Origin of the sequence: Butyrivibrio sp. INlla14, from assembly GCF_900102515.1 — a bacterium.
Taxonomy (GTDB): Bacteria; Bacillota; Clostridia; order Lachnospirales; family Lachnospiraceae; genus Butyrivibrio.
In genome coordinates, this window is the sequence record NZ_FMVS01000023.1 from 1 (window position 1) to 22,453 (window position 22,453).

24 protein-coding genes are annotated in these 22,453 nt (G+C 38.8%); 4 read left to right on the forward strand and 20 right to left on the reverse strand.

The window, feature by feature from the left end:
* From BLO53_RS14020 to BLO53_RS14040, 4 genes are all read left to right on the forward strand, one after another.
* A partial coding sequence (locus tag BLO53_RS14020; protein WP_176757294.1) for a transposase occupies positions 1-192 on the forward strand: 192 nt, incomplete at its 5' end.
* A 387-nt stretch (positions 193-579) separates the two neighbouring features.
* On the forward strand, positions 580-1,146 hold the full coding sequence (locus tag BLO53_RS14025; protein WP_143003251.1) for a hypothetical protein: 567 nt from the start codon (positions 580-582) through the stop codon (positions 1,144-1,146).
* Between the two features lie 208 nt (positions 1,147-1,354).
* On the forward strand, positions 1,355-2,086 hold the full coding sequence (locus BLO53_RS19485; RefSeq protein ID WP_092062844.1) for a zinc ribbon domain-containing protein: 732 nt from the start codon (positions 1,355-1,357) through the stop codon (positions 2,084-2,086).
* Between the two features lie 635 nt (positions 2,087-2,721).
* Complete coding sequence (locus BLO53_RS14040) at positions 2,722-3,048, forward strand: hypothetical protein (protein ID WP_092062850.1); 327 nt, start codon at positions 2,722-2,724, stop codon at positions 3,046-3,048.
* A 133-nt stretch (positions 3,049-3,181) separates the two neighbouring features.
* On the opposite strand, the gene BLO53_RS14045 is transcribed toward BLO53_RS14040, so the two are convergent.
* The 20 genes from BLO53_RS14045 to BLO53_RS14140 all read right to left on the reverse strand — a co-directional run bounded on the left by BLO53_RS14045 (position 3,182) and on the right by BLO53_RS14140 (position 22,388).
* Positions 3,182-3,709, reverse strand: coding sequence for a hypothetical protein (locus BLO53_RS14045; protein WP_242875383.1), 528 nt, complete (start codon positions 3,707-3,709; stop codon positions 3,182-3,184).
* Positions 3,710-3,815: 106 nt separating this feature from the next.
* Positions 3,816-4,379, reverse strand: a complete 564-nt coding sequence (locus tag BLO53_RS14050) for an NAD(P)H-dependent oxidoreductase (RefSeq protein ID WP_092062853.1) — start codon at positions 4,377-4,379, stop codon at positions 3,816-3,818.
* Between the two features lie 124 nt (positions 4,380-4,503).
* Positions 4,504-5,319, reverse strand: a complete 816-nt coding sequence (locus BLO53_RS14055) for a CPBP family intramembrane glutamic endopeptidase (protein WP_092062856.1) — start codon at positions 5,317-5,319, stop codon at positions 4,504-4,506.
* A gap of 233 nt (positions 5,320-5,552) precedes the next feature.
* On the reverse strand, positions 5,553-6,035 hold the full coding sequence (locus BLO53_RS14060) for a hypothetical protein (protein WP_092062859.1): 483 nt from the start codon (positions 6,033-6,035) through the stop codon (positions 5,553-5,555).
* Between the two features lie 137 nt (positions 6,036-6,172).
* A complete protein-coding gene (locus BLO53_RS14065; protein WP_092062862.1) occupies positions 6,173-7,003 on the reverse strand; it encodes a polysaccharide deacetylase family protein in 831 nt (276 codons plus the stop codon).
* 33 nt (positions 7,004-7,036) lie between these two features.
* On the reverse strand, positions 7,037-8,008 hold the full coding sequence (metA, locus tag BLO53_RS14070; protein ID WP_092062865.1) for a homoserine O-acetyltransferase MetA: 972 nt from the start codon (positions 8,006-8,008) through the stop codon (positions 7,037-7,039).
* 72 nt (positions 8,009-8,080) lie between these two features.
* Positions 8,081-10,108 carry an NAD-dependent DNA ligase LigA gene (gene ligA / locus BLO53_RS14075; RefSeq protein WP_092062868.1) on the reverse strand — a complete coding sequence of 676 codons (2,028 nt, stop codon included), beginning with the start codon at positions 10,106-10,108 and terminating at the stop codon, positions 8,081-8,083.
* Between the two features lie 68 nt (positions 10,109-10,176).
* A complete protein-coding gene (locus BLO53_RS14080) occupies positions 10,177-10,887 on the reverse strand; it encodes a pseudouridine synthase (RefSeq protein ID WP_092062871.1) in 711 nt (236 codons plus the stop codon).
* Positions 10,888-10,980: 93 nt separating this feature from the next.
* Positions 10,981-11,850, reverse strand: a complete 870-nt coding sequence (locus BLO53_RS14085; RefSeq protein ID WP_092062874.1) for an adaptor protein MecA — start codon at positions 11,848-11,850, stop codon at positions 10,981-10,983.
* Positions 11,851-11,923: 73 nt separating this feature from the next.
* Positions 11,924-12,934 carry a hydrogenase expression/formation protein HypE gene (gene hypE, locus BLO53_RS14090; RefSeq protein WP_092062876.1) on the reverse strand — a complete coding sequence of 337 codons (1,011 nt, stop codon included), beginning with the start codon at positions 12,932-12,934 and terminating at the stop codon, positions 11,924-11,926.
* A 63-nt stretch (positions 12,935-12,997) separates the two neighbouring features.
* Positions 12,998-14,044 (reverse strand): hydrogenase formation protein HypD, encoded by a 1,047-nt coding sequence (gene hypD, locus BLO53_RS14095; protein WP_092062878.1) that lies wholly within the window; start codon positions 14,042-14,044, stop codon positions 12,998-13,000.
* 1 nt (position 14,045) lies between these two features.
* Positions 14,046-14,264: a HypC/HybG/HupF family hydrogenase formation chaperone gene (locus BLO53_RS14100; RefSeq protein WP_026487753.1), complete on the reverse strand. Its 219-nt coding sequence runs from the start codon at positions 14,262-14,264 to the stop codon at positions 14,046-14,048.
* On the reverse strand, positions 14,237-16,588 hold the full coding sequence (gene hypF, locus BLO53_RS14105; protein ID WP_092062881.1) for a carbamoyltransferase HypF: 2,352 nt from the start codon (positions 16,586-16,588) through the stop codon (positions 14,237-14,239). Before hypF ends, BLO53_RS14100 begins: the two co-directional genes overlap by 28 nt.
* The gene (locus BLO53_RS14110; protein WP_092062885.1) at positions 16,588-17,076 is read right to left on the reverse strand and encodes a 4Fe-4S dicluster domain-containing protein; all 489 of its coding nucleotides are present in this window, start codon (positions 17,074-17,076) and stop codon (positions 16,588-16,590) included. The genes hypF and BLO53_RS14110 overlap by 1 nt, the downstream gene beginning before the upstream one ends.
* Positions 17,077-17,123: 47 nt before the next feature.
* Positions 17,124-18,206, reverse strand: coding sequence for a hydrogenase large subunit (locus BLO53_RS14115; RefSeq protein ID WP_026487752.1), 1,083 nt, complete (start codon positions 18,204-18,206; stop codon positions 17,124-17,126).
* A 13-nt stretch (positions 18,207-18,219) separates the two neighbouring features.
* On the reverse strand, positions 18,220-18,552 hold the full coding sequence (locus BLO53_RS14120) for an NADH-quinone oxidoreductase subunit C (protein ID WP_092062888.1): 333 nt from the start codon (positions 18,550-18,552) through the stop codon (positions 18,220-18,222).
* On the reverse strand, positions 18,552-19,220 hold the full coding sequence (locus BLO53_RS19880) for an NADH-quinone oxidoreductase subunit B family protein (protein ID WP_330388924.1): 669 nt from the start codon (positions 19,218-19,220) through the stop codon (positions 18,552-18,554). Before BLO53_RS19880 ends, BLO53_RS14120 begins: the two co-directional genes overlap by 1 nt.
* Before the next feature lie 27 nt (positions 19,221-19,247).
* Positions 19,248-20,126 (reverse strand): complex I subunit 1 family protein, encoded by an 879-nt coding sequence (locus BLO53_RS14130; protein WP_176757295.1) that lies wholly within the window; start codon positions 20,124-20,126, stop codon positions 19,248-19,250.
* Complete coding sequence (locus tag BLO53_RS14135; RefSeq protein ID WP_092062891.1) at positions 20,123-22,048, reverse strand: NADH-quinone oxidoreductase subunit 5 family protein; 1,926 nt, start codon at positions 22,046-22,048, stop codon at positions 20,123-20,125. Before BLO53_RS14135 ends, BLO53_RS14130 begins: the two co-directional genes overlap by 4 nt.
* A 37-nt stretch (positions 22,049-22,085) precedes the next feature.
* A complete protein-coding gene (locus BLO53_RS14140; RefSeq protein WP_092062894.1) occupies positions 22,086-22,388 on the reverse strand; it encodes a metal-sensing transcriptional repressor in 303 nt (100 codons plus the stop codon).
* Positions 22,389-22,453 lie beyond the last annotated feature (65 nt).

Sequence of the window (22,453 nt, forward strand, 5' to 3'; positions counted from 1 at the left end):
CGGCTGGCTCTGTGTGCTTCCATGAGGAAGCAATGTGCAGATACAATCCGTTTGAAACTGATCAAGATTGCCGTTAAGGTAGTCAGATCAGGTAGATATATTTATTTCAAGCTGTGTAGCAGTTGTCCTTATATATCTGAGTTTCATGAAACTCTAACAAACATAAGCGGCTTACAGCCACAGCTGGAATAGCAACTAATAATGTACCTTGATAACTTAAAAATCTGTATTTCTGATACATAGGGATAGTCTACCCTTTTTTAGGACTAAATCCCGCCTGTTCTAGGCATCCATTTCAAAAAATCGGATTATGGATCAGATTTTAGGAAATTAAGTTGTCATGAATAATTCAGGCTAAATATTCATCATATGTTCCGGAAGTGACCTTTAATACATTTGATTATGAATCATACGCATATGAGTATCCTGATCTGATGCAGGCATATGGACTAGATAAAAAGGCATTATGGAACCACTACATCACATATGGTAAAGCTGAGGGAAGAAAAAGATTTAGATATGTCACACCGAAAAGATAAATAGATATAGATAAGAACGAAAATTTATTAAAGGGTAGTCATGATGGACGATAGAGAATTGACAAAGAATATGAGAGCTGAGTTGGAGCGTAACGGAGTTGTTGCTTCTTTTGAAGACTATGAAGCTAGAACAAAGAACTTAATTGATTTAAACGACGGACATCATGATTTATTAGATTTCATCCCTGATTTTATAATGATCGACTTATTGAAAGAGTATAAGTTTTCACTAGGTTACTATCAAAATATTGATGAATTTGCGGATGGAATCTTAAATTATCAACATGGAAATGTTCAAGTAATGCGGAAAATAGCTAAGCATTTTTTTGTTTTTAACCCTCAAACAAAAGAATATGAACTGGATGAGGATTTTCGCATGTTTAGCTCAACACAACTAGAGAGAATGGCTCGTTGGAGTAAGCAAGAGCTTCTAGATGCTAAGATAGATCCATATATGAAAGTTAATGAAATTGATGCTAAAGTCCGTGAAAATGGTCTTAAAAATACTATGAGAGTAACGGATGAAGAACAAAAGCTTTTAGGATTATATAGAATTGCAGATGATACGACAAAAAACAAAATAAGAAAAATATTGGATTTTAAGTAATAAAGACGAAGAGATGGCTAGAAACAGCCTTTTCTTCGTCTTTATGGTGTTTCAACTTGGACAGACTAGTGGATAAGATGCCATAATAAAAAGTACAAGCTGGGAAATATCCCGCTTGTACTTTTTGATTTGAAATATTTACTGTTTTTTTATAGAAATAGGGCGTATGCAATAGTCAGTTTGGCTACTTCATGATTTATTTATTGATTTGTATAAAAAAGGCGAGATTGATAAGAAATTCTTAGAAGAGCATATTATTTTAAAACCGGAATATATTGCTGATGATCCAATATGTAGAAGCAAACTAGATAATCATAATTGTGTAGGTGAGTTTGTTCTATATGTGGATAAAGATTTTGTATTAACTGATCATAGTGTTGTGATGACGAAGCATAAATATGATCTGAAGGATGTGCATTATATTTCACTCTGGAGCAAGGTCAGAGGAGCTGGCGATGGCATATATAACCGAAGCTATGTGACTATGGTGTCACAAAAAAATAACAACAGAGCCGTGTCACAAAGAGAGATAAGCGAAGTGACGTTGGGCGAATTAGATCAATTTGTTGATTGCAAATTAAGAATATATTCTTTGATTTATGCTATATTGCGAAAATTAGATAATTTTCAATTTAATAAGCAGGATTGTTTTTTACAGGATACAGACAAGTATTATTGTAGTAAATGTCTGGGATTGGATGTTAAGAAAAAATCCATCCTAGGGAAGACTAGTTATGTTTGTGCATTCTGTGGCGAAGTGGCAACAAACAATATCTTTGAACGAGTAGCAAAGAATTATGACGATATTTATCTAACGTTATGTGGTTTGAGCCAAACTGCTACTGAAAATCCTGGTAACTCTAAGAAATGTTCTAATTGCGGAAAAATGATGCCTCAAAATGCTAATTTTTGTACCGCATGTGGAACGAAGATGTCATAATAGTTTATCTATACATATCAGCTGCTTACCGGTGTCAAATATTAACAGTGGCAAGATGAGTAAATCAGTTCTGGGGATTTATTGGTGCTGTTTTTATGCTATTAGGCGCTGTTACTAATTCCGTTGAATAAATAATGAAGACGATAAATAGGAGGCGCAGAGTATGACCAGATTCTTAGCTGTGATTCGAAGATTGTTTTTGGCAGGGCTCGTATCGTTATGTTTAATACTCCTTCTCTTAAGAGTTAGTTTTTCTTCCCTGATTGCTGATGCTATAACGCATTCGAACGTTAGAGAGTGGTACAGTGTGTTTTTCTTGGCTGCGCCTATTTTATACTTGGTGGTTTTGATTATCTCTGTTTCATATGTTCGCAAACATGGGCAATTTGCCGCAGTACATGCATCAAAGCCTTACTTTTCCTCAGTTTTTTAATGCATAGGGCATGACTTTATATCACCATATAAAAATATAGTAGGCTTCTTTGGTGCATTATTTAATAAAAATGCTGTAGGACGTGGGATACTTATCGTAAGATTCCTCGAGATGCTGCTAATTATTCTAATATGTGTTGTGGGTATTATTCTATATAGATAAGTACGAGTATTGAATGAGTGATAAATAAGGAGGGCGCCGAATGGGAAGAAAAACCAAAGAGGAAAAAGGTCTTTTGGCAAAGCTGTTATCTGGAGCATTAGACGGTCAAGTCGGTGATGACCTTACTACTTCAGGTGGATCCACGGTGTGGACCACTATTAAAGACGGTAAACCCGTAAGGTATAAAGAAGGACCAACCAAGAAATTCTTTAATGGAAAAGAAAACGAACGAATCCCTGGTGTCAAGCACACACTAGAAGAATGGAATACAGATGATGAAAAGCTATCTTTTCTACAAAAGTTCGGATGGCTGATGAAAGATGAGGATGCAAGAAAATATAGCTCCATATTTAAGCCAAAGAAGTAATGATTATTCATAAGCTGTCTGAAATGACGGTTGGAGGAGGTATGGAGATTAATCATGGGATTATTTGATAAGTTCAAGAACACAGAAAAAAAGCTGACCACATGCTGACCTAATCCTTGGATAATACTATTCGTTAAACATGTGTTTTGCGAATAGTTATTTGTCCGTTCGCATCCCGTTCGTTCGTTCGCACCTTGTTTATTGCATGAAAGGAGTGCTTTCCCCTAATTATCGGAAAGAATGCAACAGTATCAAGAATAAACAAAAATGGACATGTCACTCTGAAGAAATTACCCATCATAAGATCAGTAGCCCAACGTATCTGAAGTTCTGACAGGCAATCGAAAACATAAAAAGCGTCCTTTCCCTCTTTTTCAATAACATTATGAATATCTACGGTAAACGTCTCAAAACGATGAGTCAGAGGCACAGAATATGTCTTTACTTCAGGACAGTCTTCAACTAATGGCTCATGGCTGGCAAATCTGAAATATATAATATTCCGACCGTCTTTTTTAGCCTGTTCTACATAAGGATCTACGAACAGCTTAAACTCTGCAAGGTCAGAAACTCTGAAAACAACATTATCTCCAAGTCTTATGTTATCAAGAGCTTTATCCATTTCCGGAATTCCGGATAATACTCGTTCAAATGCAGCCATGACTCTTTCCTCCTGTCTTTATTACAAGTTCATTAATGGAAAAAGGCAAAGACCACCATCATCTCTGAAAGCGTCTTTGCCTCTAAACAATATAATATCACATTTTTCATTCAATATTTTGCTCTACGTAAACGAAAGCTTCATCCATGATAGCCTCTACATCTGCTCCCATAATATCCAAGCCTATTGCCTTTATCATCTCCACATCTTTAATACCATAGAAATTCTGAGCAAGTGCTTTTATATAACTAAAGCCAAACTCTTCAGGAACATAGTTCCCACCTGCAGTCATAACATAATATAGCTTATCTGCTTTGCACAGGCCTTTGGGAAATCCATCGGATGTGTACTCGAAGGTAACTCCCAGTACATTTATGGCTTCGATATACTGTTTCAACTTGGCAGGAAAAGACAAATCCCAATAAGGTGCTGCAATCACAATAGTATCTGCTGTTGCAAACTGCCTAGCTAAGGCAAACATATCATCGTCAAAAGCTCCTTTTGATATCAGATCATCTCTCTTTTTCAAGTAATCTTCATCTGTCACGGCAAAAGAAATATCTTCCAGCGATATATGTATAGTCTCTTCATTTAATTTTGTAAGCAAAGCTTCTGCAAGCTTTTTAGTTCTCGAATGTGCTCTGACACAAGCATCTACAAATAAAATCATATTTCCTCCAGTATACCGTTAATTAATGCATGCTTTATATAAAGGTCAATCTTACCATTCTCTCCTTATCTTTTCAAAATCATAAGAGTAAATCCGAATCCGACAGCTCCTGCCATTAGAGCTTTTAGTTATTTGTCCATTTTACGCTCCATATTTCATTAGATTTGGCAAGTTTGTTTTTACTGATCAAATAAAGTGCAATAATTCCTATGATCACAACAACAATAAATTCATACAAAAGACGACCCATACTATACTGCTGCGTTAGTATGCCCTCGCCGGAAACCAGAGGATCCGTTGTAAAACATATAAAATCATATAATCCGTGTGCAAATATTGGGAAAATCACACTGCCTGTTCCTAAATATATAGCGGTAAGCAAAAAAGCCAGAAATGTTGAATGGAATATCTGTGATGCAGTCATGACTAAATCTGCACCCTGCGTAAGATTTCCTGCATGAGAAAGTCCGAATATTACAGCCAGGATAATTATTGCAGAGAATCTCCTTTCTTTCCGGACATATCTCATTACAATAGCCAGTGATAATAATCTGAACATTGTCTCTTCTCCAAATCCGGCTGTAATTCCCATAATAGCTGCATTAAGAGATGGATTAAAATAAAAGGAATGATAAAAAAGTAATGGCTCTATCACCGTAAAGACTAAAAGAACCACAAAGGGTATCATTACTATACATATATCCTTGGCTGGAGCCTCAGGCTTAACAAATCCTTTAAATTCTGGTGAGAACCAACGCCAAAAAATCAGCATTGCTATTATTGCAAAAAGGCATACCCCTATATTCCCTGCATTTTCTGAAATTGCCACACCTATAGAACCTCCAATCCCAGATAAAATCGATGGAATGATTATGCTGAGTATGACAGCAATATAGGGAGTTTTTTCACATATTGAATGATTTCGTGATTTTCTATCCATTTATTGCCTCCTGATGATTTATAATGAATCTTTGCTCATAATTGCATAAATATTCTATTTACATTGTAATAGATATCGATGATTCAGGTCTACTTTGCAAGATGATTTTCGACTTTTTTTAGATTTTCTTTATACTGTATTACGTTTTATTTATGATGTTATATGCACACCTAAAAAAACCTGCCAATGTGATATACACCACATTAGCAGGTTTTATAATCTAATAATCTTGTTTATTTAAGCTTGGCATTTAGTTTCTCAATTGCATCCTCATGCCTTTGGATTGCAAAAGTTGCTGATTTGATCCTAAGTTCCATATTCATACGTTTCTTATGAATTTCATTTCTCTTGACATAGTACTCGTATATAGTATCATCAGAAACTTCAAGGAATTTATCAGCGATACATCCAGGAAGAACAAACTTCTTAACTACGTCTTTGAATTTAACCTCAATATATTTGCCATCCTGAGTAATAACCTGGCCATCACCAAACTTCTTGTGAGAAACCTTCATCTTAAGCGCAGATTTCTCTCCAAGAGCTTCCTCTTCCTTGTCCAGATCACTCAAAGCAACTGTAAGATCTTCTTGCTCCTTTTTGAGCTCTACAATCTTATTTGAATTCTCTTCAAGCATTTCCTTAGTCTTTTTAGTAGGTTTTTTCTTGGTGTCAGTGCTTTTTACTTCAACTTCTTCGTTATCCATACTAAGGCCCATAATAAAAGTCTCCTTGTTAAAAAACACATATAAATTATCGACTTAACAATAATATTTTATCGTATTTCATGGCAAAACACAAGCCGATTACTCGCACAAAAAGCTCGTAGACACGGTATTTTTCTATAATAAAAATATTAAATTTCTGTATATTTTCCTGGAATTAATTCTACTGCTTTCTTATCAACTTCGATCCAAACAGGAATTGCACTAGGATTATAAGCAAATGTTCCATCTACAGAAACCTGAATTCTATCAGAAGCATCCATATAGTCAACTATGTCGATGTTTGTTGCATACCAGATATCTTCATGTCTTCCGATATCCTTGGCAAATTTCTCCATAATTTCCCAGTTATTATCTCTGTCAAACTCATAGCTGTGTCCCCAAACATAGAACATCTGGAGGTACTGGGTTTTATGGAATTCAGAAAAGGCCTTAGTAAGTCTTTCTAAGTTTGAATCACCATGTCTGCAAGTAGGATTCCATCTAAGGAAATCTGAAGGCATGTCAAATGAAAGTGTCTGATTTACAGTGCGGGCATGAACTATTCCGCAGCTCTTAAATACATCAACAACCTTGTCATCAAAAGAGCCATTAGGATAAGCCATTCCTCTTACAGCTCTCCCTAATATCTTTTCAAGCACTCTTCTGTCCTCGAGCACCTGCTGAGCTATCTGCTCTCTAGGGCATCTGGCGATTGTAGGATGTGTGAAAGTATGACATGCGACTTCATGTCCTTCGTAAACATCTTTTATCTCTGAAAGAGGAATATGCTCCTGATAGAATTCTGTAAAAGGAGCATTTTCAAGGCCTCCATTAAGGTTAAAAGTGCCTTTAAGTCCATATTCATTAAAAAGAGCTACTAACCTCTTATCTGGGATCTTCCCGTCATCATAACTAAGAGTAAGGACTTTATGTTTACCCTCAGGAAATGCAGTATATATATTTCTCAGCTTCTTATCCATTATTCAATTTCCTTTTCTTATATATTCTTGCGATTATTCTTCTACTCGCTTAGTAAGTGTCTTGGACGCTAATTTAATCTTTTCCTCATCAAGAATCTGTCCCCATTTATAAGGTGTGTTCTGATATACATAGTAGTTAAGCCAATTGGTATAAAGGTTATTTGCATGGGAGCGCCATAATAGATCTGGCCTCTTATCTGGATCATTATCAGGATAATAATTTTCAGGAACATGAATAGCAAGGCCCTTGGAAAGGTCTCTTCTATACTCACTATCAAGGGTTAATCTGTCATATTCAGCATGTCCCATTACAAATATCTGGCTTCCAGATTTATTCATACACAGGAATATTCCAGCTTTTTCTGATTTAGCAAGAACAACAAGATCCTCACAATTTTCAATATCCTGTGCAGGGGTCTCTGTGTGTCTTGAATGAGGCATATAAAAAGTATCATCAAATCCTCTTACTAGAGGCACTTTTCTATTCATTACGCGGTGCCTGAATATTCCAAATAATTTTTCATCAAGAGGCTTTTTGTTAATACCATAGTGATAATAAAGGCCCGCCTGAGCACCCCAACAGATATGGAATGTGGACGTCACGTTGGTTTTGGACCACTCAAACACTTTACAAAGCTCATCCCAGTAGTCTACCTGTTCAAAGTCCATTTGCTCAACGGGAGCACCTGTGATAATAAGTCCATCATAGGTGTTATCCTTGAGTTCATCGAAAGTATTATAGAATCGATTTAAATGGTTTGGTGATGTATTGCTGGAATGGTGGGAGCTCATTTGCATAAAAGATACATCAATCTGCAGCGGTGTATTAGACATGGATCTAAGCAGCTGAAGCTCTGTGTCCTCCTTGAGCGGCATCAGATTTAGAATACAGATCTGAAGAGATCTGATATCCTGATGAAGCGCTCTGTTCTCATCTACAGCAAAAATATTCTCCTGTTCAAGTATTTCTCTTGCCGGAAGATCATTTTGAATTTTAATTGGCATGTTACAACCACCTCACACATAAATTCTAGTAATTATCAATTATATCAGCATTGAGCATTATGAATAAGTGATTTATTTAAGCATTTCTAGAAATTCTGCTTCTGTAATTACCTTAATTCCAAGATCCTGAGCCTTTGTAAGCTTACTACCAGCTGCTTCTCCAGCCAGAACAAGGCTTGTTTTCTTGGATACGCTTCCAGATGCCTTTCCACCATTTTTAACTATAAGCTCTTCTGCCTCTTTCCTTCCAAGTGTAGGAAGAGTTCCTGTGACAACAATTGTCATTCCTGAAAGCTTATCTGAGGCATCCTCATCGATAGCAACTTCCATATTAAGGCCCAGAGACTGCATTTTTTCCAAAATATGGAGATTATTCTCGTCATGGAAAAACTCATAAAGATCATTAGCAGTAGTTTCTCCAATATCTGGTATTTGTAAAAAGCCTTCTCTCGTAACCTTAGTAAGATCCATTAGGTTATTGAAATGTTTCATAATCTCTCTGGCTGTTGATTTTCCTACATTTCTGATTGCAAGACCAGTAAGGAGGCGAACGGGATCATTTTCCTTACTCTTTTCGATTTCTCCAAGAAGCTTTTCAGTATTCTTAACTTTTCCGATTATGCCCTTTTCAATAAGTTCTTCCTTATATTCATGCAAAGTATAGATATCAGCATAATTCTTAAGATAACCCTCAGAAACAAGTGCGTCTACAAGTGTATCTCCAAGGCCCATGATGTTCATGGCATCTCTGCTTGTAAAATATGCAATAGTTCTTGTAACCTGCGCAGGGCAAGTAGGATTGATACACCTGATATCTGCGGTGTCTTCTTCTCTTACAAGGACAGATCCACACACAGGACACTTTTCAGGGGCCTTATAAACGATTTCAGGAGCTGTTACGCAACCATTTAGTTTTGGAATGATCTCACCGCTCTTAAAGAGCTTGTATTCTCCACCAATACCAATCTGCATCTCGTTTATGTAATCCTGGTTGTGAAGAGTAGCCCTTGATACGCTTGTTCCACAGAGTCTAGCAGGCTTGCCGGTTTCTCTGTCATGGAAACTGCCAGTAAATGTAAGCTTACCAGTTCTGCCTACGTCTACTATAATTTCGTCCATAACTACTACACGTTCTTCTGGCGGATACTTATAAGCAATATGTCCGCTAGAATACTTGGAGCCAGCAGGAAAATCGGATCTCCATTTGGTATGATCAACCTTTATTACTGCACCATCAAGGTCAAAATCAATTTCTTCTCGCATAGAGCCAATTTTATCGATAGCTTCAATGACCTCAGAAGCAGCACAACATTTTTCGTGATAGACAACAGGAACTCCGGCTTTTTTTAAGATATCAAGTCCCCCGCAGTGCGACTCCATTATTTCACTTGGCCCATCCTGAATATTAAAGATAAACATTCTAAGACCTCTGTCTCTCGTAACTGTGGGATCAAGCTGCCTCAGCGTTCCGGCAGCCAGATTTCTTGGATTTGCTGCAATCTTTTTTCCAAGCTTCTCCTGCTCCTCATTGAACTTATCAAAGTTCTCATGAGACATATAAACTTCGCCCCTTAGTTCAAGATAATCATAGGGAAGGTCGATTACTCTTTTTACATCAGGAATCATAAGAGCATTTGCAGTAACATCCTCTCCGATAAGTCCATCTCCTCTTGTTTCTGCAAGTTCTAAATGAAGCTTATTGTCAGAAGAATCCTTCCTGTATCTTAATGACATACTAAGACCATCTATCTTGATCTCAGCAGAAAATAAAGCCTGTGGGTGAAGAGTGTGAACTTTATTAACCCACTCAATAACAGCTTCCTTGGTAAATACATCTTCAATTGAGAGCATGGGAACATTATGTGTGATCTTAACTCCAGCTTCTCTCTTGGCAACACCGCCAATTATCTGACTTGGTGAATCCTTTGATACTAGCTCAGGATAATCTGCCTCATACTTCTTTAATCTGATCATAAGCTGATCATACTCATAGTCTGAGATTTCAGGCTCATCCTGATTGTAATATAGATCCATATGATGCTTGATTTCTTTTATCAGAGCATCATAGGCATTTTTGATTTCATCTGTGATCTGACTCATTTTTCCCCAACCTTTTCGTTTATTATCAGATGTCAAACTTTCTTTTGACAACTGGATTATTAAAATATTCAGGACAGTCTACACTCCCTGTATAGCTTGTCTATTTCAGCCTTTGGAAGTTCTACATATTGGCCGCTTTTCAAATTATAGTCTGAAAGTCTCACAGTCATAACTCTTATTCTCTTTAGAGAAACAACTTCATAGTCAAGAGCCTGACACATACGCCTTATCTGCCTGTTAAGGCCCTGCGTGAGAATAATTTTGAAACTACGTTTCCCGGTCTTTTGAATCTTGCAGCCCCTTGTTGTTCTGTCCAGTTCCTCAAGATAGACTCCATTCGCCATGCGATTTAGAAAATCGCCGTTTATTTCCCTGTCTACCTCTACCTCATATTCCTTTTCATGCTTATTGGCAGATTTCATCATGGCTTCGATAAGCTTTCCATCGTTAGATAAAAGAAGTAGCCCCTCTGAGTCTTTATCTAGTCTCCCTGCATAGGTTACTCTAGTATGATATTTAATCTCTGAAATTACTGTTCTTTCGGCGTGAGCATCTTTCTCAGTACAGACAACTCCAACAGGCTTGTAGTATGCGAGAACTATTCTAGACTCAACCTTACTGATCACCTTTTTATCAACCTGCACTACATCCTCAGGCGATACCTGCATTCCAGGGCTTGGAATCACCCCATTTACAAGTACACGACCTGCTGCTATCAGTTTATCCGCCTCTCTTCTGGAACAAACGCCACATGAAGCAATATATTGATTTAATCGCATTTTACTCCAAACCTTTAATTAAGAATCCTATGATATAAAAAGAAGCGGATTAGCTTTAAATCTAAACCGCTTCCAATAATATGCTATAAGCTATCAGCAAACCTTAGAAAGCTCTGAAAGAGCGTTGTCTTTAATGATACACTCAAAATTCTCTTTATAATGGGCAATTACATTTTGATTAGTTGCCTGGAAATGACCAAACTCATAAGCCATTGTGAAAAGAGCTGCAAAAGCCTTTGGGTCTTCCTCTCCACGAAGAAGATCCAGATAATACTTGCCATCTGTCTCATTCTTATAAAGAGAACTCTTGATCTGAAGATTTGTAGGAGCCTTTCCGCAAAATGAAATAACAGTCCTGATATCATCAAAAGTAAATACATACTCATGGAACTTAAGTCTGGCAGCATCTGCATTCTTGTCAGATGAATTCTCAGAAGCCTTTCTCGTTGCCCCATTAGCAATAGAAGCAGCCTTTTTCCTGCCATCCTCTATAGAAGCATTCTGGTTGATGATTGCCTTATCATGATTCTCAGCTATACCGCTTTCTTCCATGATATTCTTGACTGAATTAGTAAGCTGCTTAAGACTCTTTAAATACTCATTTAGACGATTAATTCGCTCTTCATCAACAGAATCCCCTATGTCCTCAAGAACATTTTTAGGAATCTTAATTCCTGCCTTGTCTGTGAGATTCTTTAAAATCTCACCAAAAGAAGCAGAAGCATTTTCAGATAATGTAAGCGAAATTGAATGATCTGGAAGAACTGTAATCTGCATTGGCATAAAAGAGCCAGTCGGCTTGTAATCAACCTCTTCTTCTGCCTTTCTCATAACCTCATGAAGAAAGTCCATAGCTTCCTTCTTTTTCTCAAAAAGGTCCTCGAGCTTGATGCCCTGTTCATCCATATCATCTTCAGTAATGATACAAGTTACTGTATCTTTATTTATTCTCTTAAACTCCATTAAATATATCTATCCTTTCAAAATTCAAAACACAAAAAATCTCTTTTAAAAGTCAAAACATATTGTACAACATTTAGCAAATTCTTGGAAGACCTTCTCCGTACATCAGACCAATTATGCGTTTGCCTCCAATTTTAGTGTTAAGTACCACATTATTATTATCGGCATTTTTCTCATCTTTATGTACCCGGCCAATAATGCAGCAGTTTTCACCATATTTTGATGATTGTATAAGAGAAACTGCTCTTTGAGCATCGTCCTTGTGCACAGAAAGGACCATTTTTCCTTCATTACCCATGTACATTGGATCGAGCCCTAAGATACCGCAAAAATCTCTAACTGCAGCAGATACTGGAATATCTTCCTCATTAAGCTCTATTGAGCACTTTGAAGCTTCGCTAAATTCATTCAAAACAGTTCCAAGACCGCCTCTTGTGACATCTCTCATGGCATGAACACGAATTCCCTCTGAAAGGAGCTTTTCAACCATCTGGCAAAGAGGTGCTGCATCAGAAACAATACTGGACTCAATTCCCATTCTACAACCCAGAATAGCAGCATGATGATCCCCAAGATTTCCAGATATAATGATCTTGTCTTCATCCTGAAGCTTAAAGGGTCCTGGTACATCAAGAGAATCATCTATGAAGCCCACACCAGAAGTGTTGATAATAAGGCCGCTTTCTCCACCTTTATTTTCAATAACCTTAGTGTCCCCGGTGATTATCTTTATACCAGCTTCTCTGGCAGTTTCAGCCATAGATGCGATAACTTTATCAAGAATCTCTATATCAAGACCTTCCTCAAGAATACATCCACAAGTAAGATACATAGGTCTTGCTCCACTCATGAGAAGGTCATTGACAGTTCCGCAAACTGACAATCTACCAATGTCCCCACCTGGGAAAAGAACTGGTGTTACCACAAAACTGTCTGTAGTAACTGCAAGTTTACCAGAACCGGGAACTACAGCAGAATCTTCTAATCTATCTAATATTTCATTATGAAAGTGCTTGGCAAAAACATCTCTTATAAGCTTGGATGTAGATTCACCGCCACTTCCGTGAGCCATTGTAATCTTCATTTCAAAACTCCAAATCTATAGATATCTATATAAATAATACAATTAAAAAGCATATTATGTTACTTATCTTCTACCTGATACAAAATAGTTGTAGCAGCTTCCCTCTGTGGAAACCATGCATGCTCCATGAGCGTTGTCAGGTGTACAGGCTTTTCCAAATAACGGGCAGTCACAAGGTTTTATCTTACCAACAAGGACACTTGCGCAGCAGCATCCAGCCGGCATATGGTCTTCATCAAGTTCAAGACTTCCTGCATCAAACTGTCTGTATTCCTCTTTAAGTACCATTCCTGAGCCTTTTATCTTGCCCATACCACGCCATGAGGCATCAGAAGGTTCAAAATACTTATTCACTATCTCTTTTGCCTTAAGGTTGCCTTCTTCTGATACAGCAGCCTTGTACATATTCCTGATACCAGGTTTGCCCTTCATAGATACCAGGGCATAGATTGTAGCAAGGAGCTGTGGCCCTTCAAAACCTGAAACCACAAAAGGTATTCCCAATTCTTGTGAAAGCTCCTTATATTCATCGCTTCCGGTAATAGTTGCCACATGCCCAGGAGCTATGAAACCATCGATACCACCGCCATTTTTAACAACCCATCTGATAACCTCTGGCATAGTCTTTAAAGAAGTAAGAAGTTTAAGATTATTAAGCCCTAGTTCTATAGCCTTTTCAAGCACCATAGCATAAACAGGCGTTGTAGTTTCAAAACCAATAGCAGCAAAAACGTAAGTATGTCCAGGGTCATTCTGGGCCATAGAAACTGTTTCCATAGGCGAATACACCATTTTTACATGGGCGCCCTCTCCCTTGGCATCAGCCAGTGACATTTTGCTGCCCTTAACTCTTATAAGATCGCCAAAAGTAAGAACTATTGTATCCTCCCTCATTGACAGTTCAATCAGTTTGTCAATAACTGCAGTAACTGTAACACAAACAGGGCAACCTGGCCCTGATATGAGCTTTATCTTATCAGATAGCATAGAAGGTATCCCGTTTTCAGAAATAGCTGCGGTATGCGTTCCACAAACTTCCATAATACGGACCTCTTCACCATCATACTCCTTTAAAGCCTTGACTATATCCTTAAGTTCTGTATTTGCCATATCAAATAGTGAGTCCTTCTATTTCATTAAAAAGTTCATTCATCTCATGGGCCATCTTGTCATCCATCTTCTGGATTATGCAGCCTGCATGAACAAGAACATTATCTCCAACACTTACATCAACAAGGCCGGAATCAGCCTTAACAATATTGCCGTTGAAATCAACTGTGGCAATTCTTCCATTCATTTCAATTACTTTTCCGGGAAGTGCAACGCACATATATAACCCTCCTTAAGACTAAGCCAATAAGCCTGGCCCACTGAAATTCCAGCATCTCCCGCTGGAACAAATCTATTACAATATACTTCAAATCCAAGTTTATCAAGCTCAGAAATGGTCTTTGACAGCAAAAGCCTGTTTCCAAAGACTCCGCCGGAGAGACATATCTTTTTCTCAGAAGTCTCCTGACTGACTCTAGCGCAAACCTTGCAGATAGCTGAAACTATTGCCATATGGAAACCATAAGCAAGTTCTTCTCTGGTATATTTGCCACTTTCAAAAGCTTCGCTAATATCCTCAAAGAGTTTAACTTGATCCAGTAACAGACATCCGTCAGCATCTTCTGTGACGTCAAAAGATAAGTCTGCATTTCCACCAGGATAATTCCTGCTTTCATTACTCTCCAAATAGTCCCAGGCTGCCTTTTCGAGAGCTATAGCACATTCTCCCTCGAAGGAATTAGCCTCTTTTATGCAAAGAACCGCACATACCGCATCAAAAAGTCGTCCCATACTGGAGGTCTCGAAGCAGTTAATATTATTTGAAAGAGCTGCCTTTACCAAATCTGTAGTCTTGTCATTTTTGCCTGTTGCATAATGATAACACTCTTTGACAAGTTTTGCATTCTTCGATGCATTATCTCCGCCGCATAGCTTAACATAGGACAAATGGCCTTTTCTGTCAAAATTCTGACCCTTGCAGTACAGAATTTCTCCACCCCATACCTTTACATCTGTTCCAAATCCCGTTCCGTCAAAAGAGATTCCTATAGCGCTTTTTAGAGAATTTTCCGCCATAACGGAAAGAATATGGGCATAGTGATGCTGAACCTGTAAAAGGGGCAAATTTTGCGATTTACAATAGTCTGTAGCCATTCTCCCAGACTCATATAAAGGATGCATATCACAAACAACAAATTCCGGATTAAATTTAAAAATATCACGGTAGTGACTAATGAGTTTTTTCAGGTTCTCGTTAACTCCGTAGTCCTTCAAATCCCCTAAATACTGAGATGTAAGTATCTTATCCTTGTAGCCAAAAGAGAAAGTGCTCTTCAGATCTCCCCCAAAGGCCAGAACTCTTTTGCCAATTCCAGAGGTATTTATTGGAAGAGGCACATATCCTCTAGCTCTTCTGTTAAAGCAGGTTATTTCCTCTCCGCTATCTGTCTTAACAACAAATACTACAGAGTCGTCCTGAGGCATATTGATGCGTCTTTTATGAGTAAGAACGCCCTTAACTGCAGTACTTCCAAAGGCTTCATCAAAGGCCTTATCTTCAGTGATAATAGGTTCATCAGATTTATTGGCACTAGTAACAATCAAAGGTCCACATCCATCGCACAACAGCCTGTGGGCTCCGGTTGATGGAAGGAAAGCCCCGATATATCTGCTATCCTTACAAACTTCGTAAGGGAAATCCTTTTTCTTTGCCAAAAGAACTATTGGCCTTGCGCTACTTACAAGCAGTTCCTTTTCTTTATCTGAAATCTGGCAGTACTCAGAAACAGCCTCCACATCTGAGAACATAACCGCAAAGGGCTTCTTCTCACGGCCCTTAATATCCCTTAGCAAAAGAGCTGCCTCATCCGTAGGCTTGCAGATAAGCTGGAAACCTGAAACTCCCTTAAAACCTAAAACAGCGCCATCATTAAGCAGCCTTATAGCTTCGTCTATGGAAGAGTCAGGACCAATTACCTTCTGTACATTTGTATCGCTTGCAGAATCCAGCTCATCACTTACGCCATATAGTTTAAGCTCAACCTGAGGTCCGCATTCAAAGCAGGAAATTGTCTGGGCATGTCTCCTTCGCCCTTTTCCATATTCCGCAGCGCATTCAGGGCACATATCAAAATCTATCATAGCTGTGGTATCTCGGTCATAGGGAAGCTTATCAAGAATACTTATTCTTGGACCGCAGGAAGCACAGCTAATAAGCGGATATCTATATCTTCTGTCCTTCTTATCCAGCATTTCTGCCATGCAATCATCACATATGCCAATATCAGGAAGAAATACAGGAATCTCAGAAGTAAGGTCTATTTCACCGCTATTTATAATACAAAAGCCAGACATATCCTTATATTCCGAATCGTCCAGTTTGTCTTTTTCTACACTCAAAATAAAAGCACCTGCAGGATACTCGCTCATCAAAAGCTCAGCGAATGAAGAACATACGCTTTCTTCACCAATGACAAGTATTTCAACAGCTGCTCCAATGTTTCTAACAAAGCCACTAAGACCATATTCAGTTGCTTTTCTTAGAATAAAGGGGCGATAACCAACACCCTGTACCGCCCCTTTAACTGTAATCTTATAAGTCATTATTTCTCTTCTGTTTTATTCTCAGGTGCCTTAGCTGCCGGTGCAGGAGCCGGAGCTGCCTGTCCCTGAGCCTGTGCCTGTGCAGCCTTAGCTGCAGCTGCAGCAGCCGCACGTTCCTTAGCTGCCTTCATAAGAGCTTCCTGAGCAGCTATAGCTTTCTCAGACTGCTTGAAGGTGTGTGTGACCTTCTCTGAACCTGGTTCCTGGAAACGAAGGCCCATAGAAAGGCATTTCTTTGGACAGTTATCTACACAACATCTACACTGAATGCAGCTCATTGGTCTGATAGACCATGTCTTGGCAGCTTTATCTACAGTAATAGCGTGTGTAGGGCACTTAATGGAGCAAAGTCCACAAAGTACACATACATCCATATCATTTTCAACATGTCCTCTTGTACCAGCTGGATATTCCTTCTCAGTTCTTCTGGTCTTTGGCTTAGATACAAGATTATGAAGAATTGTTGATTTAAAACTTGCAAGTGACATCTTTTATCTCCCATCTATTACAACTCATAATATCAAAAGTTGTAATATTACCTTTCTGTACAGCTGATACAAGGATCGATAGTAAGTACAAGAATCGGAACATCAGCAAGGTCGCAGCCCTTAAGAGTCTCAACCATTCCTGGAAGGTTAGAGAATGTGGGGGTGCGGACACGAAGCCTGTCTATAAACTTTGTTCCGTTAGCCTTAACGTAATACAGAGCCTCGCCTCTTGGCTGCTCAATACGCATCATGTACTCGCCATTTGGCATTCCCTTAACAGGAACATCTATTTCACCGCCCTTTGGCATCTTTGCGATACACTGACGGATAATATCAAAGGCCTGGAAAATCTCTTTTATACGGCAATCTGTACGAGCATAAGAATCACCTTCTGTGCTGATGATTGGCTCAAAATCAATATCGCCATATGCACAGTAACCAGTAGTTCTGATATCTCTGTTTACACCACTGGCACGAAGGAAAGGTCCTGCACAGCCGAGAAGATCTGCCTGCTCAGCAGAAAGATATCCAACACCACGAAGACGAGTCTGTACTGCCTTGTCGTTAAGGAATGGCTTGGCAATAGTCTTAAGATCTTCCTCCATCTTATCAATGCGCTTAGAGAAATCTGCAAGCATTTCATCGGAAACATCTCTTCTGATACCACCTACCTTCATTACGGAAAAGATAACTCGTCCGCCGGTAGATGCTTCAAACATATCAAGAGCATCCTCTCTAAGTCTCCAACAATCCATATAAAGAGACTCAAATCCAAAAGCATCAGCCAAAAGACCGAGCCAGAGAAGATGTGAATGAATTCTTGAAAGTTCTGACCAGATAGTTCTAAGGAATTTAGCACGGGCTGGAACATCAATATCCATAATATGCTCAATAGCCTCAGAATAACCAAGGCCATGACCTAATGAACAGATGCCACAGATACGCTCTGCAACATATACCATCTCATTAAAATCTTTTTTATCAACCAGCTTCTCAAGACCTCTGTGAATGAAACCGATAGAAGGAATAGCTTCTACAACTTTCTCATCCTCAAGAACAAGGTCTAAATGTATTGGTTCCGGAAGAACCGGATGCTGGGGTCCAAATGGAATTACACTTCTAGTAGACATATGGTTCCTCCAATTACTTGAATGGTGTTTCAATCGCTGTACGATAGAACTTACCTTCAAAGTCTAAATTAATCATTTTTATGTTAACACCGAAAAGATCATGCATCTCATTCTCGTGAATAAAAGCACAAGGGAATGCACTTGAAATGCTTGATACTTCCTGATCCTCAGCAAGTGTAACCTTGAGCTGTTTAACTTCATAATCCTTACCAAAGGTATATAAAAGCTCATATCCATCAGGAATACGTGTAGCACACTGCTGCATCAGATGGAAGCCAGCAAATTTTAGCTTGTGTGCTTCATCCAGAATACTTTCAGGAGCAACATTAGTAAAATCCATATTCATTATTTGTCATCTCCTTTCTCAGTATTAGCAGTAGCTGCAGGCTTGACTGCTGTGGCTGCAGCTACTGCTGGCTTAGCAGCTGGCGCTACAGGCTTAGCAGATGCCTTGATCTTCTCTTCAGCCTGCTGTCTAAGAGCCTCCTCAGTAAGAACTGCATCATACTGAGTGCTTGGATCATAGTCATCAGCTGTCATATGTACAGCCATCTTGCTGTAGTCGACAGCACAATAACCAACTTTCATAGATTCCTTGAGTTTCTTCCTCTTCTCCTCAAGGATTCCAACTGCCTTGACAACGCCTTCGATCAAGGCTTCTGGTCTTACTGCACATCCAGGAACATATACGTCAACTGGAACAACCTTGTCAGCGCCTCCAAGAATGTTGTAGCACTCCTTGAAAATGCCGCCATCGCATGCACAGATACCACAGGCAACAACTACCTTTGGATCAGGCATCATGTTGTAAAGCTGCCTGATTACAGGAGCAGTCTGAGCATTAACACCACCTGTAAGAAGCAAAACATCAGCATGCTTGGGATTTCCAGTATTTATAATACCAAAACGCTCTACATCGTAAAGTGGAGTCATTGTGGCAAGAACTTCTATATCACAGCCATTACAGCTGGAGCCATCATAATGTAACACCCAAGGTGATTTAGAAATATTCATCGATCTTCCTACCCTTCATTTATTAGCTTAAAACATCTTCAGTACGTTAAGAATCAGCAGATTAGTTCCTGCAAATACTAAGATAACACTCCATGTAACAATTAACATTGTCTTGTACTTAACACGTGGAAACAGGTTATCAATAAGTGTTTCAAGGAAAAATACAACAGCACATGCAATAATTGCCCAAACAACACTGATTGGATTCTCAGTGATAAAGAACATTCCAACAATACCCATCATCAGAACTACATCATACCACTCTGCTATCTCAACAAGAGCCAGGTTACGACCTGACAGATCAGTAGTAAGACCCTTTACCATCTCCTGGTGCATATGATGTGATGTACTAAGGTCAAATGGTGACTTACGAAGCTTGATCAGAAGGATAAATACAAATCCAATGAAGAATCCAGGAATCTGAGCGATTGCTGGAACCTGTGCATGGATAAGGTCATCGACCATGAAGCTTCCATTTGCATAGTAAAAACCAATTGCTACTAAAAGAGTCATTGGTTCATAACACATCATCTGTAAAAGCTCACGCTGTGCACCCATGATACTGTAAGGTCCGTTCGTGGAAAATGCTGCAAGAACAAGCATAACTTCTGACATTGAAAGGGCAAAGAATACAAGAAGCATATCTCCGCCTGCAAAGAACAGCGCGCCTGTAAATACAGTAAATATAAGGTATACAGTTACAAACAGAACCTGAATGCTATTAACAACTGTTGTCTGTTTATGAAGGAGCTTGTTAACATCATAAAATGGCTGAATAAGTGGAGGACCTACTCTTCCCTGCATACGTGCAGAAAAGACTCTGTCCATACCGGATAATAATCCTCCTACAACCGGTGCCAGGATTATATAAAGTAAAGCTTTTAAAATCATTTCAAGTGTAATCATAAAGCACCTCCAACAACCACGATAAGCATAACCAGTACAAGTACTGTTGAAAACCAAATACATGGCCAGAGAAGTTTCTTTTCACCAAAGAAGTCCTCCATATACCAGTTAGACATATAAAGAGCTCTCTCTCTGCCAAAAGAGTCAATGTAATGTCTGTCATCACCAGCGTTAACACCGGCAACGTAAGACATAGTCATCTTGGAGTTCTTACCAATTGATAAGAATCTTGCTCCGACTGGAATCAGGAAGATCATGATTACCATGATCATCATGATAATAACATCTCCTCTTCCTATAACATCAGGAATATTGTCGTTAAATGCTTCATTAAGTATTGGCTGTATCATATGACCAGACATCCATGGGAATGCAAAGCACATGATAACAATCATAGCTGTAAGAGGGAAAATAGAAACCATTTCACTCTTAGGTGTAATATCTTCAAGTTCGAAAGACTGATGGATTACTGTACAAATCTTTCCAAGCCATTTAGCCCAATAGAAAAGAGTTGAGCCTGAACCAAATACAAGGAAAAGAACAAGCCATACTGAGCCTGAATCTACGAAAGATTTAAGAGCAGCCCACTTAGAAACAAGCATACCAAATGGAGCCATGAACATACCACAGATACCAATGATCATGATAAAAGCAAGTCTTGGAAGCTTGATGATAAGTCCGTGCATATCCTCGATATCACGGCTGTGCATACAGTTCTCGATATCACCAACAGTCTGGAACAGAAGTGACTTGGAAACAGCATGGAATAAAACAAGCATTACAGCAGCCCATACACCTTCTCTTGTACCTGTGCCTGCGCAGGCTGTAATAAGTCCAAGGTTTGAAATTGTTGAATAAGCAAGTACCTTCTTGCCGTCGCTTACAGTAATCGCAAGAAGAGATGCTGCAAAGAATGTAAAACCGCCAATAACAGTAATCATAATGCCTGTAAGAGTATTCTCCATTACAGGTGAAAGCCTGATCAGCATGTAAACACCAATCTTGACCATTGTTGCTGAGTGAAGAAGTGCACTAGAAGGTGTTGGTGCAACCATGGCACCAAGAAGCCATCTTGAAAATGGGAACTGAGCACTCTTTGTAAGCGCAGCAAATGCAAATAAAGTTACAGGAATGATTATAAACTCAGAAGAGACAGCGCTTGTAACCTGGCTAAGGTTAGAAATACCAAGAGCCATATTGCAATACATAAGACCTGCAGCAAAACCGCATCCACCAAGAAGGTTCATCCACAGAGCTCTAAAGGAATTATCAACAGCTTCCTGAGTTCTGGTATAACCAATCATAAGGAATGAACATACACTAGTGATCTCCCAGAAGAAATAAATCCAGGAAAGTGAATCAGATGAGATAAGACCAAACATTGCTCCAAGGAACACAAACATAAGAGAAAGGAAATAGTTTGAACGATCCAGAACATCTGTATGATGATGATGATAATCCTTCATATAGCCAGAAGCATAAATACAGATAAGAATACCAACAACACCGACGATCAGATACATAACAGCAGCAAAAGTATCAATACGGAAATGAGTATTACCCTCTACTGCCTTGCCTGTAAGATCCATCCAGAGTACAGGAATTGTACCAGCAAGTGAAATAAGAATTGCATAATACTTCTTGTACTTGATACTAAGGAAACATACAAGGCACATCAGAAAAACTTCTCCAGCCATGATAACATGATCAGGAACAAAGCTCTCCTCAAGGTACATAAACTGTGATGTATCACCGGACATTAATACATTTACTGCAGCATAAATAGCCGCACCCATAATTGCAAAGCCGCCTACAATGATTGTAAAGCTTCTAACAGGTGTAGCTTCTCTCTGAATGAATATTAATGCTGCCATCACGAAAGGAAATAAGATTAGAAAATTAACTAGATTTGGAATTGCCAAGGTGTTACGCCCCTTTCACACAATATTTCATGATGTCTCATGAATTTTTCATAAATTTGTCGATTGCCTCATTTAATTCAATGATAGCTTCTTCATCCCCATCCTCAACTGCATGAACAATACAATGGCTTATGTGCTCCTTGAGAATTTCCTTGCCAGTATTGTTGATTGCAGATCGCACAGCTGACAGCTGTATTAGAACCTCTGCGCAGTCCCTGTCATCCTCAACCATTTTCTTAACAGATTCAAGATGTCCGATAGCCTTGGAAAGCCTGTTAGCTATGGCCTTGGTATGCTCAGGATCATGATGATGGTGATGATTATGGGTATGTGAACTCATAAAAACCTCCAAAAATAATGTGCGTTCTAGCTAAAGTAAAACGCACACTAAGCCGGTATTTATTG

What these genes read in the sequence shown, in the direction of transcription:
- BLO53_RS14025 (WP_143003251.1), top strand. Translation starts at nt 580, where the DNA reads ATGATGGACGATAGAGAATTGACAAAGAATATGAGAGCTGAGTTGGAG.
- BLO53_RS14040 (WP_092062850.1), top strand. Translation starts at nt 2,722, where the DNA reads ATGGGAAGAAAAACCAAAGAGGAAAAAGGTCTTTTGGCAAAGCTGTTA.
- BLO53_RS14045 (WP_242875383.1), bottom strand. Translation starts at nt 3,709, where the DNA reads ATGGCTGCATTTGAACGAGTATTATCCGGAATTCCGGAAATGGATAAA.
- BLO53_RS14050 (WP_092062853.1), bottom strand. Translation starts at nt 4,379, where the DNA reads ATGATTTTATTTGTAGATGCTTGTGTCAGAGCACATTCGAGAACTAAA.
- BLO53_RS14055 (WP_092062856.1), bottom strand. Translation starts at nt 5,319, where the DNA reads ATGGATAGAAAATCACGAAATCATTCAATATGTGAAAAAACTCCCTAT.
- BLO53_RS14060 (WP_092062859.1), bottom strand. Translation starts at nt 6,035, where the DNA reads ATGGGCCTTAGTATGGATAACGAAGAAGTTGAAGTAAAAAGCACTGAC.
- BLO53_RS14065 (WP_092062862.1), bottom strand. Translation starts at nt 7,003, where the DNA reads ATGGATAAGAAGCTGAGAAATATATATACTGCATTTCCTGAGGGTAAA.
- metA (WP_092062865.1), bottom strand. Translation starts at nt 8,008, where the DNA reads ATGCCAATTAAAATTCAAAATGATCTTCCGGCAAGAGAAATACTTGAA.
- ligA (WP_092062868.1), bottom strand. Translation starts at nt 10,108, where the DNA reads ATGAGTCAGATCACAGATGAAATCAAAAATGCCTATGATGCTCTGATA.
- BLO53_RS14080 (WP_092062871.1), bottom strand. Translation starts at nt 10,887, where the DNA reads ATGCGATTAAATCAATATATTGCTTCATGTGGCGTTTGTTCCAGAAGA.
- BLO53_RS14085 (WP_092062874.1), bottom strand. Translation starts at nt 11,850, where the DNA reads ATGGAGTTTAAGAGAATAAATAAAGATACAGTAACTTGTATCATTACT.
- hypE (WP_092062876.1), bottom strand. Translation starts at nt 12,934, where the DNA reads ATGAAGATTACAATGGCTCACGGAAGTGGCGGTGAATCTACATCCAAG.
- hypD (WP_092062878.1), bottom strand. Translation starts at nt 14,044, where the DNA reads ATGGCAAATACAGAACTTAAGGATATAGTCAAGGCTTTAAAGGAGTAT.
- BLO53_RS14100 (WP_026487753.1), bottom strand. Translation starts at nt 14,264, where the DNA reads ATGTGCGTTGCACTTCCCGGAAAAGTAATTGAAATGAATGGAAGAATT.
- hypF (WP_092062881.1), bottom strand. Translation starts at nt 16,588, where the DNA reads ATGACTTATAAGATTACAGTTAAAGGGGCGGTACAGGGTGTTGGTTAT.
- BLO53_RS14110 (WP_092062885.1), bottom strand. Translation starts at nt 17,076, where the DNA reads ATGTCACTTGCAAGTTTTAAATCAACAATTCTTCATAATCTTGTATCT.
- BLO53_RS14115 (WP_026487752.1), bottom strand. Translation starts at nt 18,206, where the DNA reads ATGTCTACTAGAAGTGTAATTCCATTTGGACCCCAGCATCCGGTTCTT.
- BLO53_RS14120 (WP_092062888.1), bottom strand. Translation starts at nt 18,552, where the DNA reads ATGAATATGGATTTTACTAATGTTGCTCCTGAAAGTATTCTGGATGAA.
- BLO53_RS19880 (WP_330388924.1), bottom strand. Translation starts at nt 19,220, where the DNA reads ATGAATATTTCTAAATCACCTTGGGTGTTACATTATGATGGCTCCAGC.
- BLO53_RS14130 (WP_176757295.1), bottom strand. Translation starts at nt 20,126, where the DNA reads ATGATTACACTTGAAATGATTTTAAAAGCTTTACTTTATATAATCCTG.
- BLO53_RS14140 (WP_092062894.1), bottom strand. Translation starts at nt 22,388, where the DNA reads ATGAGTTCACATACCCATAATCATCACCATCATCATGATCCTGAGCAT.